Origin of the sequence: Novosphingobium rhizosphaerae (genome assembly GCF_050920675.1) — a bacterium.
Classification (GTDB): domain Bacteria; phylum Pseudomonadota; class Alphaproteobacteria; order Sphingomonadales; family Sphingomonadaceae; genus Novosphingobium; species Novosphingobium rhizosphaerae.
This window is the reverse complement of sequence record NZ_CP137861.1, coordinates 1366989-1384184: the sequence shown is the minus strand read 5'-3', so window position 1 is coordinate 1384184 and position 17196 is coordinate 1366989. Positions and strand designations below refer to the sequence as shown.

The following is a 17196-nucleotide window of genomic DNA, read 5'->3' as shown; positions in this document are numbered from 1 at the left end:
GGTTTGTGTGGCTTTTTCCGTAGCTTATCATCGTATGCCGCTGCGCCTGGCGCTGGTTTCGCTTGGCCTTTCCGTCAGTCTACCCGCGCTTGCCGCACCCCAGGCCGATGCGCCGGCGGTGGACGCAGGCACCAGCGGCGATGCGATCATCGTGACCGGCACGCGCGAAAGCGGCCGCCTGGCCCGGCAGAGCGCCACCCCGATCGACGTGGTCAAGGCCGATACCCTCACCGCCACCGGCCAATCGAACCTGGTCGATTCGCTGCGCAACGTGCTGCCCTCGTTCAGCGCGCCGGCAGTGGGCTATGACGTGGGGGCCCTGGCGCGCACCTTTGCCCTGCGTGGCCTCAGCCCCAGCCAGACGCTGGTCCTGGTCAACGGCAAGCGGCGACACCTTTCATCCAGCATCTATGCCGACAGCGACCCCTCGCAGGGCTCGAACGTCGTCGATCTCGACATGATCCCGCTGGCCGCGGTGGGCCGGGTGGAAGTGCTGCGCGATGGCGCGGCCGCACAATACGGCTCTGACGCCATCGCCGGGGTGATCAACGTCATCCTCAAGGACGATGCCAATTCCGGCGGCGTTTCGGTGCAGGGCGGCAAGTATTATGCCGGCGACGGCACGGCGATCCAGGCCAACGCCGACAAGGGCGTGGGGTTCAAGGATGGCAGCGTGCTGCATCTGTCGGCCGGCTATCGCTATCAGGATTTCACCAATCGCAGCGGCGACAGCGGCGGGGTGCAGCCGGCCAAGGTGCAGGGCCTGCCGCGCTCGGTGGTGATCAGCGGCGGCTATGACTACACCCGTCCGCTGGGCGAGACGCTCGATCTCTACAGCTTCGGCACTTATGCCTGGCGCAAGGCGCGGGCCAACGAGAATCCCCGCCAGCCGGGCTGGTTCTCCGATACAGTCGACGCGATCTATCCGAACGGCTTCACTCCGCAGGAAACGCTGAACGAGCACGATTTCAGCGTGACCGGCGGGATCAAGAGCCATGGCGACTGGGCCGTGGACCTCTCCACCACTTATGGCCGCGACGTGGTGCGTTTGCGCAACATCAGCACGATCAACCCCGATCTGCTGGCCGATACCGGCAATGCCCAGACCGACTTTTATGTCGGCGGTTTTGCCGCGTCGGAATGGACCAGCAACATTGACGTCAAGAAGCAGTTCGACGTGGGCCTGGCCGGGCCGGCAACGTTCGCGTTCGGGGCGGAAAATCGTTATGAAACCTACGAAATCCGCGCCGGCGAAGCGAATTCCTATTATTCCGGCGGGCCGCAGGCGTTCCCCGGCTTCCGCCCTTCGGACGCGGCCGACGTGCACCGCAACAGCGTGGCCGGCTATGCCGACCTGACGCTGCGCCCGGTCAAGGCGTGGGAGCTTTCGGGCGCCTTGCGCTGGGAGCACTACAACGGCGTGGGCAGCCGCCTCAACGGCAAGATCGCCAGCCGCTATGACGTGACGGATGGCTTTGCCCTGCGCGGCAGTGTCAGCACCGGGTTCCACGCGCCCACCCTGGCGCAGCAGAACTATTCGGCCACGACCGTCACCACCGGCTATGCCTCGATCCAGCTGCCGCTCGGCTCGCCCGGCGCCAACCTGCTGGGTGCCCCCGCGCTCAAGCCCGAAACCTCCACCAGCGCCAGCCTGGGCTTCGTGGCGGAGCCGGTGCGCGGGCTGGCGATCACGGTCGATGCCTATCGCATCGACGTGAAGAACCGGATCATCGAAAGCGCCTATCTCTATGGCGATCTGGCCCAGGCGGCGATTGCCGCCAACGGCACGACGATCCCCGCCGGGCTGGAAGCCGACAACGTCAGCGCGGTGTTCTTTACCAATGGCGTCGACACCCGCACGCAAGGGGTGGACGTGACCGCCAGCTGGACCATGCCCACGTCCGTGCTGGGGACTGTGCGCTGGGATGCGGGCCTGGCTTATGTCGACACCACGATCCGCCGCGTCCACGCCGCGCCCGCCGTGCTGGCCGATGCGGGGCTCACCCTGGTCGACGCCGTGCAGCGCACCAACCTGACCACCGCGACGCCTTCGTGGAAAGCCTCGCTTGCCGCGGCGTGGAGCAGCGGGCAGTGGGACTTCACGCTGCGCAACACGTTCTACAGCAATGCCCGCCAAGCCCAGGGCTATGCCGAACCCTATTACATCATCGACACTGGCAGCCGCGTGATCACCGATATCGACATCGGCTATCGCTTCAGCCCGCAAGTGCGGCTGGGGGTGGGTGCCAACAACCTGTTCGACGTGCACCCGCGCGCAATCGACACCGCGACCGGCCAGGCGCTCAACTACGACCGCTATTCGCACGTCGCGCCTTATGGCATCAACGGCGGGTCCTATTACCTGCGGCTGACGGTGAGCCTGTGAGCGTATTGATCCTGGATGGCGGCACCGGCCGCGAACTGGCGCGCATCGGCGCGCCGTTCCAGCAGCCCGAATGGTCTGCCCTGGCGCTGATCGAGGCGCCGGAATTCGTGAGCCAGGTGCACCAGCGCTATGTCGATGCCGGGGCCGACGTGATCACCACCAACAGCTATGCCGTGGTGCCGTTTCACATCGGGCAGGAGCGGTTCGACGCGCACGGCCTGGAATGGGCCGGGCTGGCCGGGCGCCTGGCGCGCGACGTGGCTGATGCCGCCCCGCGCCAGGTGGCGGTGGCCGGATCGCTGCCGCCGGTTTCGGGATCGTACCGCCCCGACCTGATCGACCTGGAACGCAGCCGCACCGTGCTGTCGGTGCTGGTGACCGCGCTTGCGCCCCATGTCGACCACTGGCAGGCCGAAACGCTTTCCGCCATCGCCGAAGCGGAACTGGTGGCCGACCTGGTCGCGCCCACGGGCAAGCCCTTGTGGCTTTCGTTCACCCTGGCCGACGAAGACCCGGCAGCGCCTGTGCAATTGCGCTCGGGCGAAAGCGTGGCCGATGCTGCTGCGGCGGCACAGCGGCTAGGCGCCAAGGCGCTGCTGTTCAATTGCAGCCAGCCCGAAGTGATGGCCGCTGCGGTGGGACAGGCCAAAACCGCGCTGGCCGGCACTGACGTGGCCATCGGCGTCTATGCAAATGCCTTTCCTCCGCAGGGCGCCGATGCCGAAGCGAACAGCGGCCTCAGCCCCATTCGCGCCGACCTGACGCCCGAAGGCTATGCCGCCTTTGCCCGCGCCTGGGCCGGCGAGGGCGCGACGATCCTGGGCGGATGCTGCGGCATTGGCCCTGAACATATCGCCGTGCTGCGCCAGGAACTGGCCGCCCGTTCCTGACAACGAAACTGCCCCCACCGGCGCCATGGGCCAGTGGGGGCAGCGGGCGCGTAGCGCCATCCTGAGAGCCCGGATGGGGGTAGGCTCAAAGGAATCTGCGTTCGGTCAGGTCATCCCGCGTGCGGCACCGCGCGCAGGATCGGCTCGGGCCCAGATACGGTGACCGCATTGCCCTGCTGGCGGCGGCGCGACAGCCATTCGCCCAGGGTTTCGGCGGTGGTGTGGTCGATCGCCTTGACCCGGCCCAGGTCGAGGTGGACGCGGCGATCGGCCGGCAGGTCTTCCAGCACGGCGTTGAGCTTGGTCAGCCGCAGGAACGTGGCCGCCCCCTTCAACTCCACATTGGTGGTGCCGTCATGTTCGTGACGATGCACCCCGAGGTTGAGATGCTTCATGTGCGGCAGCAGTTCCACCAGCGAGAGCGCCATGCCCACCAGCACGCCGGTGAGAAGGTCGGTCGAAACGACCAGGGCAAACGTGACGGCCCAGATTGCCGCCGGCAGCGCGCCATAGTTGGCAAACAGGTGCTTCACATGCTTGAGGCTGACAAGCTTCCAGCCGGTGACGACCAGCACGCCGCCCAGCGCCGCCATCGGCACTTCACGCAGCAGCCAGGGCAGCAGGGCCACGAAACCCAGGATCCACACGCCGTGGAGCACGGCCGACCAACGGCTTTGCGCGCCAGCCTGGACGTTGGCCGAAGAGCGCACGATCACGCCGGTCATCGGCAAGGCGCCAACCATGCCGCACAGCAGGTTGCCCACGCCCTGGGCGCGCAGTTCCTTGTTGTAGTCGGTGCGCACGCCGTTGTGCATGCGATCGACCGCGGCGGCCGAGAGCAGGGTTTCGGCGCTGGCGATAAACGCGATCGCCACGGCCGAAACCAGCAGCGCGGGCTTGGCCAGCAGCGGATCGAGGAACGCGCCACCCGGCGCGGCAAAGGCCGCTGCCAGCGAGTCGGGCACGGCAATGCGCGCGACCGGCAGCTTGAACACCGCCGCCACTACCGTTGCCGCGACCACGCCGATCAGCGCGCCAGGCACCAGGGCCAGCGCCTTGGGCTTGAACTTTTCCCAGGCGAGCATGCCGCCGATGGTGATCAGGCCCAGCACCAGCGCCATTTCGCTGGCCTGCCAATCGAACGGCGACAGGCCCAGCACACGCGCCGGGATCATCGACAGGTTCGACAGGCCGTTGGACATCGGCTTGGCATCGAACAGGATGTGGAACTGGCCCACCACGATCAGCGCACCGATCCCCGCGAGCATGCCATGCACCACGGCAGGCGAAATCGCGCGGAACACGCCGCCCAGGCGTGCCACGCCGGCCACCAGCTGGATCAGGCCCGCAATCAGCAGCACCGGGCCCAGCGCAGCCAGGCCATTGTCACGCACGAATTCAAAGACGATGACGGCCAGGCCGGCGGCCGGACCGGACACCTGAAGCGGCGACCCGGCCAAGAGGCCCACGACGATGCCGCCGATGATGCCCGTCACCAGGCCCTTTTCGGGTGGAACGCCCGAAGCGATGGCGATGCCCATGCACAGCGGCATGGCCACCAGGAACACCACGATCGACGCGGTGAAATCGCGAACGAGGCCGCCCCTCTGGGGGGCAGCCTCGGGCGATGCAGCGGTGGCTGCCTGGCTCATTCGGCCGCCTCCGCCAGAGCGGGTTCGCTGGCGAAGCGGGTGCGCGCCGCGAGCGCCACCGGCAGGGGCCGGTCTTCACGCAACGGCACGAACTGGCCGGTATCGCCATCGAGGCCGAGCACCTGGCCCGCGCCGATATCGACGAACCAGCCGTGCAGCGACATTTCGCCGCGTGCAATCGCCGTGGCCACCGACGGATGGGTGCGCAGATGATCGATCTGGGCGATGATGTTCTGCAGGCTCACCGCGCGCACGCGCTCGGTGCCGTGGAGGTGGGGCGAGCAGCTCGACACGACATGCTCTGCCGCTGCGCCATGGCGCAGCCAGGCCACCACGTTGGGCATGCCCTGCGGCGGTTCGGGGGCGGCCAGCGCCTTCATCGCGCCGCAGTCGGAATGGCCGCACACGATGATGTCACGCACGCCCAGGGCGACCACGGCATATTCCACCGTGGAAGAAACACCGCCGTTCATGGTGGAGTACGAGGGCACCATGTTGCCCGCGTTGCGGCACACGAACAGGTCGCCAGGCTGGGCCTGCATGATCTGTTCGGGCACGATGCGCGAATCCGCGCAAGAGATCATCAGGGCCTTGGGCGCCTGGCCATGGGTGGAAAGCTGCCCGTAGAGTTCACTGCTCTGCGGAAAGACGGTCTTCTCGAAACTGAAGACCCGGCCGATGAGTTCGTTCATGATTGCTACCCCATCCTGGTTGTTCGCCGCAGCATGAAAGCCGCAGCGCTTGCATCAGGGAGGTAAGGCACCGGCTTTGCCCGGTTCCGTCGGAACTGTAAGGAACTATTTCCGCGCTGCGGCATGCGGCTGAGGCGTCTTGAGCGGCAGACGAACCGTGGCAATCAGCCCGGTTTCTCCAACGCTGCCGCCCATGCTGGCACTGCGATTGGCCAGGATCAGCGTGCCGCCTTCGGCCCTGATCGCGCGTTTCACGATGGCCAGGCCCAGGCCCATGCCGGGCGTATCGCGGCCGCGCGCGGCATCCAGGCGCACGAACGGCTGGGTCACATCGTCGAGCCGATCGGACGGGATACCCGGCCCGCGATCGGCCACCACCACTTCGGCAAAATCACCCGTGCGGCGCACTGTCACTTCGACATGCCCGGCATAGTGCAATGCGTTTTCCACCAGGTTGCCAAGCGCGCGGCGCAGCGAGACGGCCCGCGCCTGGATCACCAGGCTATCCTCGCCTTCGTAGCGGGCGTCGCCGCCGTGGTCATAGGCATTGTCGACCAAGGTCATGGCCATGGCGGCCAGGTCAACCGGCTCGGCCGGGATCTGGCGCCCTTCCCCTTCGACATAGGCCTGGAGCGAGGCGAGCAAATGCATCATTTCGTCAATGTCGTGCACCATGTCGGCCTGGGTTTCGCGATCGATCCCGGCATCGTCGAGCCGCAGGCGCAACCGCGCCAAGGGCGTGCGCAGATCGTGGCCAATCGCCAGCATCGACTGGGTGCGGTCCAGCATCTGGCGATAGATACGGCTCTGCATGCGGTTGAAGGCGCGAATCAGCCGGCGCACTTCATCCGGGCCACGCTCGATCAGCGCCTCGGGCGGGCCGGCACCGACCCGGCCGGTGGCCGAAACCAGGGCCTTGAGCGGGCGAATGGTGGCGCGAAACAGCACCCAGGCCAAGACGACCAGCAGCGGCGTTGGCAAAAGCAGCACGGCAAGCCGGCCGGCGTTGAGCGTCCAGGCCTCGCTCGCCTGGGTGCGGAACACCACGCCCGTGCCGTCCTTGAGCAGCATGGCGCCGTTGACCGAGCCGGGCGAGGCGAGCGAGCGCAGCGAAAAGCGCGGATCGCCCGCGGCCAGTTCGGGCGCGGCGTCCAGCACCTGCGCGCGCAGGCGATCAAGCGGCAAGGCATCGTCGGCGTGGGCCAGGCGCGGCTTCCACGCCAGGGAAAAGCGCGGGGACGAGAGCCGTTCGGCCAGCGCGGGGCGCTGCGCGGGCTCTTCGGCTTCCAGCGCGCGGCTGGCGATCACCAGGTTTTCGGCAATGCGTGCGGCATCGTCGCTGCGCAGCGCGAAATTGCTGGCGCGGTCGAACAGCACCGCGTTGGCGCCGAAATCCATCGCCGCCATCAGCACCAGAATAGCCAAAAGCCGCTCCGGCAAGCCGAAGCGGCGCATGGCCCGGCGCAGCCACAAACCGCGCCGAGGGATCATGAAGGCATGGCGCTCAAGTGCGCGTGACCTGGGCCTTGAACATGTAGCCCACGCCGCGCACCGTCGCGATCGGGGCTTCGCCACCGGCCGCTGTCAACTTGCGGCGCAGCCGCGACACCAGCACGTCGATGCTGCGGTCGGAACTGTCACCCAGGCGGGTGCGCGACAGCTCGATCAGGCGTTCGCGCCCCAGCACGCGCTGCGGCTGGGCCACGAACGTCGCGAGCAGATCGAACTCAGCCCCGGTCAGATCGACCATCACGCCGCCCGGCGCATGCAGTTCGCGCCGCGCGAGCGACAAGGTCCAGCCGTCGAAGCGGATTTCGCTGGCCCGTTCGCCCGGTTCGGCCGAGGCGAGGCCATCACCGCCCTGCCCGCCGCGGCGCAGCACGGCACCCACGCGGGCCACCAGTTCGCGCGTGCCGAACGGCTTGGCCAGGTAATCGTCCGCACCCAGTTCCAGGCCGAGCACGCGATCTTCTTCACTGCCGCGCGCGGAAATGAAGATGATCGGCACGTCGCTCAGCCGCCGCAGCTTGCGGAACAGTTCGATCCCGTTGGTGCCAGGCAACATGATGTCCAGCACCACGAGATCGGCTGGTGCGCTGTCGAGCAGCACCCACATTTCCGCACCCGTGGCGGCCGGGCGCACTTCATACCCATGCTCGCGCAGGGCGCGGGCGGTCAGCGTGCGGAGGGGGCCGTCATCTTCGACTAGGACGATGGAGGGGGCAAGACGTGTGGCCAGCATGGCTGTGCTACGCAGATGCGCTCCTTTGGTTCCCGGCTCGGTCATGAGCGCGGTCTCAGCGCGCATCCTCGCGCACCGGCGCCTTGGCAGCAAGTGCGGTTTCCCCACCGATTTCGGTACGGCGGAAGCAACCACGGTTCTTGCTGGGATCGGGATGGCAGGCGACCACGGCAACGCGGGCACCGCTGGCGGCAGGGGCGGCGGCAGCCGGCTTGACCGCATCGGCCGGGCGGCACAGCGAGGGACGGCCGGGGGCACCCTGGCAGACCGGAGCCTGGGCGGCAGCGGCAGTGGGCGCTGCCAGCAGCGGGGAAGCGGGCGCAGACAGCGAGGCGAGGGCGAGAAGCGAGGCGATGATCATGGGACACTCCGTTCCATTCGTTGTTGTGTCCGAGGTAACATCATGCCCTTTGCGCAATGGGTGCGCCTTCGTGAAGAAGTGTTGCTGCGCAAGAAAAGATTGCGTCTTCATGTCTGCCGTGGCGCAGCATGCGGCCCAAAGCGCCGACAATCCGGGGGTGGGGCAGTGCCTGCACCACCGCACCCGCTGCGGCAGGCGATTACGTTTCGTTGCGGTTGCGTGTCTCGATCGCGGGTTCGGACAGCGGCCGGCCGGCCTTGCCGGGGTCTGCAGCAAAGCCGTGCAAGCCGAGCCACCATTGCAGCGCGATCACGGCACCCTTGGCCGGTTGCAGCAGGCCCAGCACCAGGGTGACGGTCATGACCAGGCACAGCGCCAGCATCACCGGCCACGACAGCGCGGTGTGCAGGCCCAGCTCGATGATCACCGGGGCCATGACATGGCCGGTGACCAGGATCGCCAGATATGGGGGGAAATCATCGGCGCGATGGCCGCGCCAGTCCTGCCCGCAGGCGGGGCAATGCGCCACCGGCCGCAACCAGGCGGCAAACAGCCGGGCCCCGTCGCAGCGCGGACAGTGTCCCCGCCCCCCGCGCCACAGGGCCTGTGCCAGGCTGCGCGGGGGAACGTGGGTCATTTCGTGGCGAACGGGTTCTTGGGGCTGCGCAGCGTGAGCCGGATCGGCACGGCATCAAAGCCGAGTTCGCGGCGGATGCCGTTGACCAGATAGCGGCGATAGCTTTCCGGCAACTGGTCAAGCCGCGTGCCGAACAGGACGAAGCCGGGCGGGCGCGTCTTGGCCTGGGTGATATAGCGCAGCTTGATGCGGCGGCCACCGGGCGCGGGCGGCGGATTGGCCGCCAGGGCATCATCGAACCAGCGGTTGAGCGCGGCGGTGGGCACGCGCTTGCTCCAGGCATCGCGCAGGCTGAACGCGGCCGACAGCAGACTGTCCAGCCCCTTGCCGGTGCGCGCCGAAACCGCCACCAGCGGCACCCCGCGCACCTGGGCCAGCCCGTCGTCAAGCGCCTGGCGCACGCCGTTGAACAGGCCGCTGGCATCCTCGGCCACGTCCCACTTGTTGATCGCGATGATCAGGGCGCGGCCTTCTTCGAGCACCATCGAGGCGATCTTGAGGTCCTGGTGTTCAAGCCCGCGCGTGGCATCGAGCAGCAGCACGACCACTTCGGCAAAGTCGATCGCGCGGCGCGCATCGGCGACCGAGAGCTTTTCCAGCTTGTCGACCACTTGCGCCTTCTTGCGCATGCCGGCGGTGTCGATCAGGCGAATCGGGCGGGTTTCGCCGTCCTTGGGATCGGTCCAGCTCCAGTCGATCGCGATCGAATCGCGGGTGATCCCCGCTTCGGGGCCGGTCAGCAGGCGGTCTTCGCCCAGGAAGCGGTTGATCAGCGTGGACTTGCCCGCGTTGGGCCGGCCCACGATGGCGAGCTTGAGCACGGCCTTGGGATCGTACTCGATCTCCTCGTCGCTCGCCTCGCCCTCGTCCTCCGGCGTTTCGCCGATGTGGGGCAGCAGCGCCTCGAACAGATCGCCCATGCCCTCGCCATGCTCGGCCGAAACGCCCACGGGATCGCCAAAGCCCAGCGAGAACGCTTCGAACAGGCCATGGTCGCCGGCGCGGCCTTCGGCCTTGTTGGCCAGGAGAATCACGGGAATGTCGTGCCCGCGCAGGTAGCGGCCGATTTCCTCGTCCAGCGGGGTGATCCCGGCGCGTGCGTCGATCACGAACAGCGCGACATCGGCCCCTTCGAGGCTGGCCTCGGTCTGCTGGCGCATGCGGCCGGGCAAGCTGGCGGGATCGTCGTCTTCCCACCCGGCGGTGTCGACGATGGTGAATTCAAGGCCCAGCAGCGACGCATCGCCGAAGCGGCGATCGCGGGTGACGCCGGGCTGGTCGTCAACCAGCGCCAGCTTCTTGCCGACAAGCCGGTTGAACAGAGTGGACTTGCCCACGTTGGGCCGTCCGATGATGATAACCTGGGGACGCATAGCCCCCGTTGGCCCGGCTTGGCGGCAAAGGCAAGCGGGCGTTGCATGCATGCAGCCAAGGCGGGCCAATCGTATCCGCGCAGTTAACCAATCTGATCAGGCAGCCATTGACCATTTGCCGGCACAACGGCGGCATGGTGTGGTGGACAAGAACAAGGCCCCTGGGCCTGGCCGCGGGGGCGGCTCTGATCGCCGGGCTGATGGCCCCAGGGGTTGCTCGCGCCGCCCCGATCGCGCTGATTCCCGGGCCTGAGCAGGGAGATAGCGCGCCAGCGGACACGACCGGCGCCCTGCCCTATCTGCAGTGCGTGCCCTATGCGCGGCAGGTTTCGGGCATCAAGCTCTATGGCGATGCCCACACCTGGTGGGACCAGGCAGAAGGCCGCTATGAACGCGGCTTTACGCCCAAGGCCGGCGCGGTGATGAGCTTTCATCCCTTTGGCGCGATGCGCCTGGGCCATGTCGCCATGGTCAGCAAAGTGATCGATTCGCGCACGGTGCTGTTGCGCCATGCCAACTGGTCACCCATCAACGGCACCCGCGGGCAGCGGGAAGACGACGTGCGCGCGGTGGACGTTTCGGATGCCAACGACTGGAGCGAAGTGCGCGTGTGGTTTGCCCCGATCCAGGGCCTGGGCACCACGCACTGGCCGGTCGATGGCTTCATCTATAACCGCGCGCCTGCGCGCCGGCCCAATATCGGCCTGGGCGGCCCGCTGCGGCTGGCCAGCGCCACGACGGCAGCCCCGCGCCAGACATTGCTGATGGCCCGGGCTCCGGCGACCGCGCGCGGCCGCATCGATGCAGATTTCCTGAAAGGGGTGGCCGATGAACCCGCTGCGGCCACCACCACGGTGGCCAGGCGTGCCCCGGCCCCGCGTACGGTGCCGGGCAGCATGGCGCGGACGGCGCTTTCGGATGATCCGATCGGCCGCATCATTGCCAGCCGGATGGGCGGCGCAGCGGCCAGTACGTTGGCCAGCACTGGGCGCCTGCGCTGAACGCAGGCACCCGGCACCAACAGAATCAGGCCTTGGCCACGGGGGCGTCTTCGCCCAGGTCTTCATACCAGGCTTCGACGGCGCCCGAGAGCTTGAGCGTCAGCGGGTTGCCCTTGCGGTCCATCGTCTTGCCGGCCTGCACGCGCACCCAGCCTTCGGAAATGCAATATTCTTCCACGTTCTTGCGCACCGTGCCCTTGAAGCGGATGCCGACGCCACGCGTCAGCTTATCGGCATCGAAGAACGGGCTGCGCGGGTTGATCGCCAGGCGATCGGGCGGCACATCGCCCGAAGCGGCAGGCGCGGGAGCGGACGTGGCAGTGGTGTCCACAGTTTCGGTGCCCGCGTTTTCGGGCGTTTCGATTGCATCGGTCATGTGTGTGCGAAATATCTTTACGTGCCCACTTGTCAACGCTGTGCAAGGCCGTTAGAGGCCCCCTCCACACCCGGGCGGCCCCAAACGGCCGCGGCGGGACGCCATCGAGGCGGGCGCGTAGCTCAGCGGTAGAGCACACCCTTCACACGGGTGGGGTCGCAGGTTCAATCCCTGCCGCGCCCACCATAAAACCCTCTGAAACAAGGGGATTTTATGGAAACCACATTCCGTCGAAAAATGTTGGATGCGGAAAATAACGGGAACAAACGTCCCATTTCGCATCTTGCCCGTACAAATCGCGTACACGGCCATCACGCTCTCTCCTTCCTTTTGGCAACGCCGGCGCTGAACAAAGTCAGCTTGGTCCGCTCCTCGGCAGCCCGCAGACCACGCAATTGCGCCTCGTGAATTTTTTCTGCCGCCTGCTCGGCGTGGGTATAAGTTCTGCGCATCAGACTGGTGTCGGACCACCCCCCGAATTCACCCGCAGCCTTCTCGTCGATGCCCTGCCGCACGTTCATTTCCTGGCCGAAGCCATGGCGCCCGGCGGCGTGAAATGGCAGCAGATCGATGCCAGCCAGTTTGCAGGCCTTGGCCCATCCCTTCCGAGGACTTGATCGGTCTGCGAAACCGAAGACCCTCAGATTATCCTGAATGCGCTCGAACCCGCGCGGATAAAGTCGAGGCAGGGATGCCAGTTCCCTGACCAAATCCTGCGGAACCGTGATCCAGCGGTCATCGTGCCCTTTGGCCGCCGGGATGCAGACCATGTTCTGATCCAGCCTCAAATGACGATCGGGATGCATCGCCACGGCCTGGCTGATCCGCGCGCCCGTCATGAACATAAACATGGCCAGAGCAGCATGACGCCGCGGCGCGTACTGGCGGAATTTGAGCAGCCATTCCCAGCTTCCTGGCGTCTTCTTGACCCGGCTTTTCCGACCGCGCTTGAGATCCTGTGCGACTCGCTCCTCTTTGGAATAACCCTTGATGCGGATCGGCGCGCAGCGGCCAAGGTCATGCGCATTGTTGATGACAGAGCGAACGGGCGTCACGACATGGCGCACCCACGTGTCTGTCGATGCCTCTGGATAGAGTTCCCCGCCCAGTTCACGCACGAGCTTGGGCGTAATGTCTGCGACAGCCATCGAGCCAAGCTTAGTCAAGATTGGAACGAGATACCCAGCATCCGCTTCGCTCGGCTTGTAGAGAAGCACAGCATCAGCGAATGTGAACTTGGCAGGCGGCTGCGCCTCGGCATCCTCGCCTAGGACGTGGCGGCGTATTTGCCTCTCTTCCTCGGCACGACACCAGTCCCACGCGCCTGCTTCTTCAGATGCTCCAGTGCTGCATCGATAGTAGTCGGTGATGGGGGCGCCGAGATATTCGACGCGCCCGCGCGCCCACCACGTGGGGCCTCTGCGGAACGGTTCGAGGGGCATGGTTTGCGATATTCCAAAATTTGGTCGATCTGATCGGCGGTGATGATCATGTTCCGCCCGAGCCGGTGGAAGGCACCGATGCGGTTGGCCTTCTCGCGCAATGCTCGTTCGGAAATGACAAGGCCCCGGGTGGACAGCAATTCAACCCATTCGCTGGGCGGCCTCCCGGAATCGAGAATGGATGAGAGGACAGCCATTCCAAGAGCTCCTCATTGGTCAGTTTCTGGGATCAGGGTCTTGCGCCGGACTGGCCAGGGTGAGTCGCCCTATCGGGGTTGACCGACCTGCGGCAGCCACGAAGTGGTTTGCCACATAATCTTCAATGGCGGTTTCCGGCAGAAGAAGCCGACCGTTGACGCGAATATGGGACAGCAACCCCCGCGCAACCATACGACGGACGCGAGACTCCGGCCAACCGCTGCGCGCGGCCAGCTTTGGCAGTGTCAGCAATTGCATGACTAGCACCTCTGTAGTAGTTTGTGATGGGAGTTTGGCAGAAACTCACAATTATTGGAGTAACTCATGTTTGTGAGTTCCGTCAAGGCAGAATCGTGCACGGGTGCAGAATGAGCATCGGCGCGCGTTTTCTGGAGATCCGAAAGGCAAAGGGGCTGAAGCAAACCGATGTCGCGGAAGCGATCGGCATTTCGCACGGCGCCTTGGTCAATTATGAAAAAGGGCGTGAGCCTCCGGCCTCGGCGATCCTCGCCTTCAGCCAGGTCTATGGCGTCAGCGCAAATTGGCTTCTAACCGGCGAAGGCCGACCTGATGCCGAAAGCCTGGACAGTATCTATGCCCGTTCAATCGCGACGGCTTGGGCGTTCCTGAGCCGCGGTGGCGACGATGTGGAACAGGACGCGCTTATCAAACTCGGTGGCGCGCTGTTTCAATACCTGCTGGAGCATGGCGAGATCAGCCCCGCCATGAGTGAGAAGATTTTTGCCCTGAGCGCCTGACATGAACGACAACCAGCTACCACCGATTGCCGACGAACGGCTCCTAGCCCGGCTTATTCATGAGCCCGCTGCACTGGGGCGTGCCGGGTTTGATGTGTCGGTGGCCGCGTGATCCGGGCGCGCGGTTTCGGCGGCGTTTTTCGCCGCAGCAAAACCGATGGCTTTTCGAGGTTGATGGGCGATGGCTCGGGCTTTGTGCGGCACAGCCGCGCTGGCTATGTCGGCGCTGGCCGGAGACTGGTGGCGATGGCTTTGAACACGCCGGCGTCGGGGCATGCTGACGCGAAGGCGACACGGATGCGCGAGGCGGTCTCGATGACGCGGGCGGCGACCTTGAGCAGCCGCAGGCGCAGCGTTGCGAACTCGGCAGTGGCCAGAGAGGTGGCCTTGGGGATGGCCTGCTGGACGCGCCACATCAGCCAGTAGGCGGCGGTATGCAGGATGAGGCGCATCTGGTTGGCATTGGCCGAGCGGCACGAGGTGCGATCGCTGGCCAACTGGGTCTTGTGGCGCTTGATCAGGTTTTCGGCTTGGCCGCGCGCGCAATAGAGCGTGTCGTAAATGTGCTCGGGCGAGCCTTCTGTCAGCGAGGTGACGACATAGCGGATGTCCATGCCCAGCGTGCTGGCCTCAATCCGGGCGACGACGCGGCGTTGGCTCTTCCAGCTTTTGGCGCCGTAGCGGGTCTCGACATAGTTGCGCAGGACCGGATGTTGGGCCTGGGCCCGCTTGACCGCGCAGGCATCGGCGACGGCAACGATGGCCGGATCGGCCCGCAGCGCGGCGTTGGTCGGCAAGCCGAACACGTAATCGACCCCGGCCGCCTCGCAGAACGCCATGATCTCGGGACGGGCGTAGTGCCCATCGCCGCGGATGGTGATGTGGGTATCGGGCCAGTGCTGGCGGATATGACGCACCAGGCGCCGGATGTGGCCGGCACCTTCGGCACCCGACGGCGTCTTGCCAGTGCGCAGCAGCATCGCCACCGGCCGCCCGCTCGCGGTATCGTACACATGGATCGGCAGGAAGCAGCGCTCACCGTGATGTCCGTTCCAGAACGAGAGCTGCTGATAGCCGTGCACGACATCACACGTGTCATCGATATCCAGCGTCACCGCCGCCGGTGGGGCCGGATAGCTGGCACAGTAAACGCCGATCATCGCGACCATCATCCGGGCCAGTTCACGCGTGGTCGGTGCATTCTCCCAGCGGCTCATCGTCGGTTGGCTGGCCAGCCCCGCGCCCGATCCCGGCAACTTGCCCAGCGCCAGGCGGAAGCCCGGATCGTCGCGCAGGGCATCGAGATCATCGGCGTCCTCATAGCCACACGTGATCGCGAACACACGGGCACGCAGAATGTCATCGAGGCGATGGATCACCCGCGTCGGGTCACGCGGATCGGCGATGCACGCAGCAAGCTGCCGGCAGATCCCCATCGCGCGCTCGGCCTGCGCCAGCAGCAGAACGCCGCCGTCAGAGGTCAGCCGGCCACCGTCGAACGCGGTTGTGACCTTCTTGCCGCCAACCGCTGGAAACGAAAATCCCGGTGCGCTATCATCGCTCCCGGCGGGTGTGGTCCGTGGCATAAATTGCCTCGCTGAAGGACTGGTCTAGACACCCATTTTCCTACTGCAAAGCAATCGCTTACGCCACTCCCGCCAACCCTCTCACCCGCCGCGGTGAATAAGACAGGCTAGCCGCGATGAAGGCCGTCAACCCTCCGGTAGAAAAGCTGTTGGCTGACCGCCTCGCACTGCGGCAGGAGATGAGGCAAGCTAAAGATGAGCTCGAACGTGTCCGCTATCACTTGATCCCGAAGTACATTGGTATCGTTAAAGCCATAGCGCTTGGGGCAGCAACGTTGGCTCTCATCGCCTTGGCCCTCGCTCTTTTCAAAGGCCTTTTCGACGTGAAAACCACAGCGACCCTCTTTGCCTCTCTCCTATTGCCAGTCTGGATCGTAGATCAAGCCGAAAAGAAGTTTGGCCGCTGGGTACTTCATCACAATGGACAAGCCGAGTATATCGAACAGAACAAAACGAATGAGTGACCAGCCAAAGGCCGATAAGTTCAAGCGGAGAGACAGAAGCCCTCTTATTGGGTATGGCTTTCCAGATAACGCATAATGATTGCCGGATCGGCCGGATAAGCGATAAATTTACATGCCTGCACACGCTAGAATTGAAGTCCTGTCAAACCGGCTCAATGTCGGCTTCTTGCGCCCCGCCGGACATTTCGGCAGGGCCAGTGCCGTCACCCGTGCGCCCGGCTCGGAAATTCCGGATATCGTCCCCTCTCTCTGACAAGTTCCGAGATAACGCCGCCCCGATATACAACCGCAAATCTGCGTTCGTGAGATTTTAGGGTACTGGTACGAGCAGCGGTTGGGTCACATGGCGATAGCCTGACTGGTGTATGTCGCGCCATCGACTGTGGTCACGTCCGTCAACCGAACGAGTGAAAGACGCTCGATCCAGCAGGAGTTCGCGGCCAGGTGCAGCCTTGGACATCGCGGTTGCGAAAGGAAGATGGCCTTCCACCCGTATCAAATAGGCACGGAGATTTGGATAGGGCTACAGATCGAACAGGATGAAGGCACGCACGGTGGTTTACGGAAACCTCATCACGAAATCCGCGACATTGAAATCAGCACCGGCCAGCCATTGATGCCCTTCCGCGGAATACGACTCTAGCTCATCCAGGTTGCGATTGGCTCGATCACGCTTAAGCCTCGCCATGGCTACTTCAGCCATCAGCATCATCAGACACGGCATCAGCGAATTATTTACGTCATGGTTCCTAATTCCCTACCATAAGATCGGTACGTTTTCGATTGGAGGCCTGGAAATCGTCAGGACTGCCTATGGTGCATGAATTCTGTTCTTCGTCTCGTTCCCCATATCCATGCTTCAGGATCTGAAGCGTGTGCGTATTCCTGCCGTGGCCACCATCAGTCAGGCGGTTGGAGCGCAACCAATTTGGTGAGTAGCCGCCCCACCCCATCTAACGGCCTCGTGTTCTGAGAATTAGCGCAGGGAAGGGTGGCAGGAGATGTGGAACCGGCGGCGAAGTTGATGCCGGCTCAACATTTGCATCGCTTAGAATATCTTGTTTGCCGCGACCAAAGACTGATTCCCAGCTATTAGCTACGATGGTCCGGCGTGAACGGAAGCCCAGCCTGCGGAGCT

At 65.1% G+C, this 17196-nt stretch carries 16 protein-coding genes and 1 tRNA gene; 6 read left to right on the top strand and 11 right to left on the bottom strand.

Going from position 1 to position 17196, the window contains the following annotated elements; all coding sequences use genetic code 11:
* The first annotated feature begins 7 nt into the window (after positions 1-7).
* Complete coding sequence (locus R9J51_RS06390) at positions 8-2386, top strand: TonB-dependent receptor (RefSeq protein ID WP_218847426.1); 2379 nt, start codon at positions 8-10, stop codon at positions 2384-2386.
* Complete coding sequence (locus R9J51_RS06385; RefSeq protein WP_179506150.1) at positions 2383-3276, top strand: homocysteine S-methyltransferase family protein; 894 nt, start codon at positions 2383-2385, stop codon at positions 3274-3276. Before R9J51_RS06390 ends, R9J51_RS06385 begins: the two co-directional genes overlap by 4 nt.
* A gap of 110 nt (positions 3277-3386) precedes the next feature.
* Here R9J51_RS06385 and R9J51_RS06380 read toward each other — a convergent pair whose 3' ends face one another.
* From R9J51_RS06380 to der, 7 genes are all read right to left on the bottom strand, one after another.
* Positions 3387-4928, bottom strand: a complete 1542-nt coding sequence (locus tag R9J51_RS06380; RefSeq protein ID WP_179506149.1) for a SulP family inorganic anion transporter — start codon at positions 4926-4928, stop codon at positions 3387-3389.
* Positions 4925-5620: a carbonic anhydrase gene (locus R9J51_RS06375; protein ID WP_168553806.1), complete on the bottom strand. Its 696-nt coding sequence runs from the start codon at positions 5618-5620 to the stop codon at positions 4925-4927. The genes R9J51_RS06380 and R9J51_RS06375 overlap by 4 nt, the downstream gene beginning before the upstream one ends.
* 105 nt (positions 5621-5725) lie before the next feature.
* Positions 5726-7045 carry an ATP-binding protein gene (locus tag R9J51_RS06370; RefSeq protein WP_432787901.1) on the bottom strand — a complete coding sequence of 440 codons (1320 nt, stop codon included), beginning with the start codon at positions 7043-7045 and terminating at the stop codon, positions 5726-5728.
* Positions 7046-7124: 79 nt separating this feature from the next.
* A complete protein-coding gene (locus R9J51_RS06365) occupies positions 7125-7862 on the bottom strand; it encodes a response regulator transcription factor (protein ID WP_168553805.1) in 738 nt (245 codons plus the stop codon).
* Positions 7863-7917: 55 nt separating this feature from the next.
* On the bottom strand, positions 7918-8223 hold the full coding sequence (locus R9J51_RS06360; protein ID WP_169473212.1) for a hypothetical protein: 306 nt from the start codon (positions 8221-8223) through the stop codon (positions 7918-7920).
* A gap of 199 nt (positions 8224-8422) precedes the next feature.
* Entirely contained in the window at positions 8423-8860 is a 438-nt protein-coding gene (locus R9J51_RS06355) for a DUF983 domain-containing protein (RefSeq protein WP_168553803.1), read from the bottom strand.
* Positions 8857-10233: a ribosome biogenesis GTPase Der gene (der, locus tag R9J51_RS06350; RefSeq protein WP_179506148.1), complete on the bottom strand. Its 1377-nt coding sequence runs from the start codon at positions 10231-10233 to the stop codon at positions 8857-8859. The genes R9J51_RS06355 and der overlap by 4 nt, the downstream gene beginning before the upstream one ends.
* A gap of 200 nt (positions 10234-10433) precedes the next feature.
* Between der and R9J51_RS06345 the strand changes: the two genes are divergently transcribed.
* Positions 10434-11234, top strand: coding sequence for a CHAP domain-containing protein (locus R9J51_RS06345; protein ID WP_168555359.1), 801 nt, complete (start codon positions 10434-10436; stop codon positions 11232-11234).
* A 25-nt stretch (positions 11235-11259) separates the two neighbouring features.
* On the opposite strand, the gene R9J51_RS06340 is transcribed toward R9J51_RS06345, so the two are convergent.
* Positions 11260-11610: a DUF3297 family protein gene (locus tag R9J51_RS06340; protein ID WP_168553801.1), complete on the bottom strand. Its 351-nt coding sequence runs from the start codon at positions 11608-11610 to the stop codon at positions 11260-11262.
* A gap of 111 nt (positions 11611-11721) precedes the next feature.
* Between R9J51_RS06340 and R9J51_RS06335 the strand changes: the two genes are divergently transcribed.
* Positions 11722-11796 (top strand) — tRNA-Val (locus tag R9J51_RS06335).
* Positions 11797-11921: 125 nt separating this feature from the next.
* Here the strand turns inward: R9J51_RS06335 and R9J51_RS06330 are convergent.
* Positions 11922-13052 (bottom strand): tyrosine-type recombinase/integrase, encoded by a 1131-nt coding sequence (locus tag R9J51_RS06330; protein ID WP_179506147.1) that lies wholly within the window; start codon positions 13050-13052, stop codon positions 11922-11924.
* A 566-nt stretch (positions 13053-13618) separates the two neighbouring features.
* Here R9J51_RS06330 and R9J51_RS06325 point away from each other — a divergent pair.
* The gene (locus R9J51_RS06325) at positions 13619-14008 is read left to right on the top strand and encodes a helix-turn-helix domain-containing protein (protein ID WP_008068470.1); all 390 of its coding nucleotides are present in this window, start codon (positions 13619-13621) and stop codon (positions 14006-14008) included.
* A 215-nt stretch (positions 14009-14223) separates the two neighbouring features.
* Here the strand turns inward: R9J51_RS06325 and R9J51_RS06320 are convergent, their stop codons facing one another.
* Positions 14224-15594, bottom strand: a complete 1371-nt coding sequence (locus tag R9J51_RS06320; RefSeq protein WP_066763960.1) for an IS1380 family transposase — start codon at positions 15592-15594, stop codon at positions 14224-14226.
* Between the two features lie 116 nt (positions 15595-15710).
* On the opposite strand from R9J51_RS06320, the gene R9J51_RS06315 reads away from it, so the two are divergent.
* Positions 15711-16058, top strand: a complete 348-nt coding sequence (locus R9J51_RS06315; RefSeq protein WP_179506145.1) for a hypothetical protein — start codon at positions 15711-15713, stop codon at positions 16056-16058.
* Between the two features lie 559 nt (positions 16059-16617).
* Here the strand turns inward: R9J51_RS06315 and R9J51_RS06310 are convergent.
* Complete coding sequence (locus tag R9J51_RS06310) at positions 16618-16770, bottom strand: hypothetical protein (protein WP_179506144.1); 153 nt, start codon at positions 16768-16770, stop codon at positions 16618-16620.
* Positions 16771-17196 lie beyond the last annotated feature (426 nt).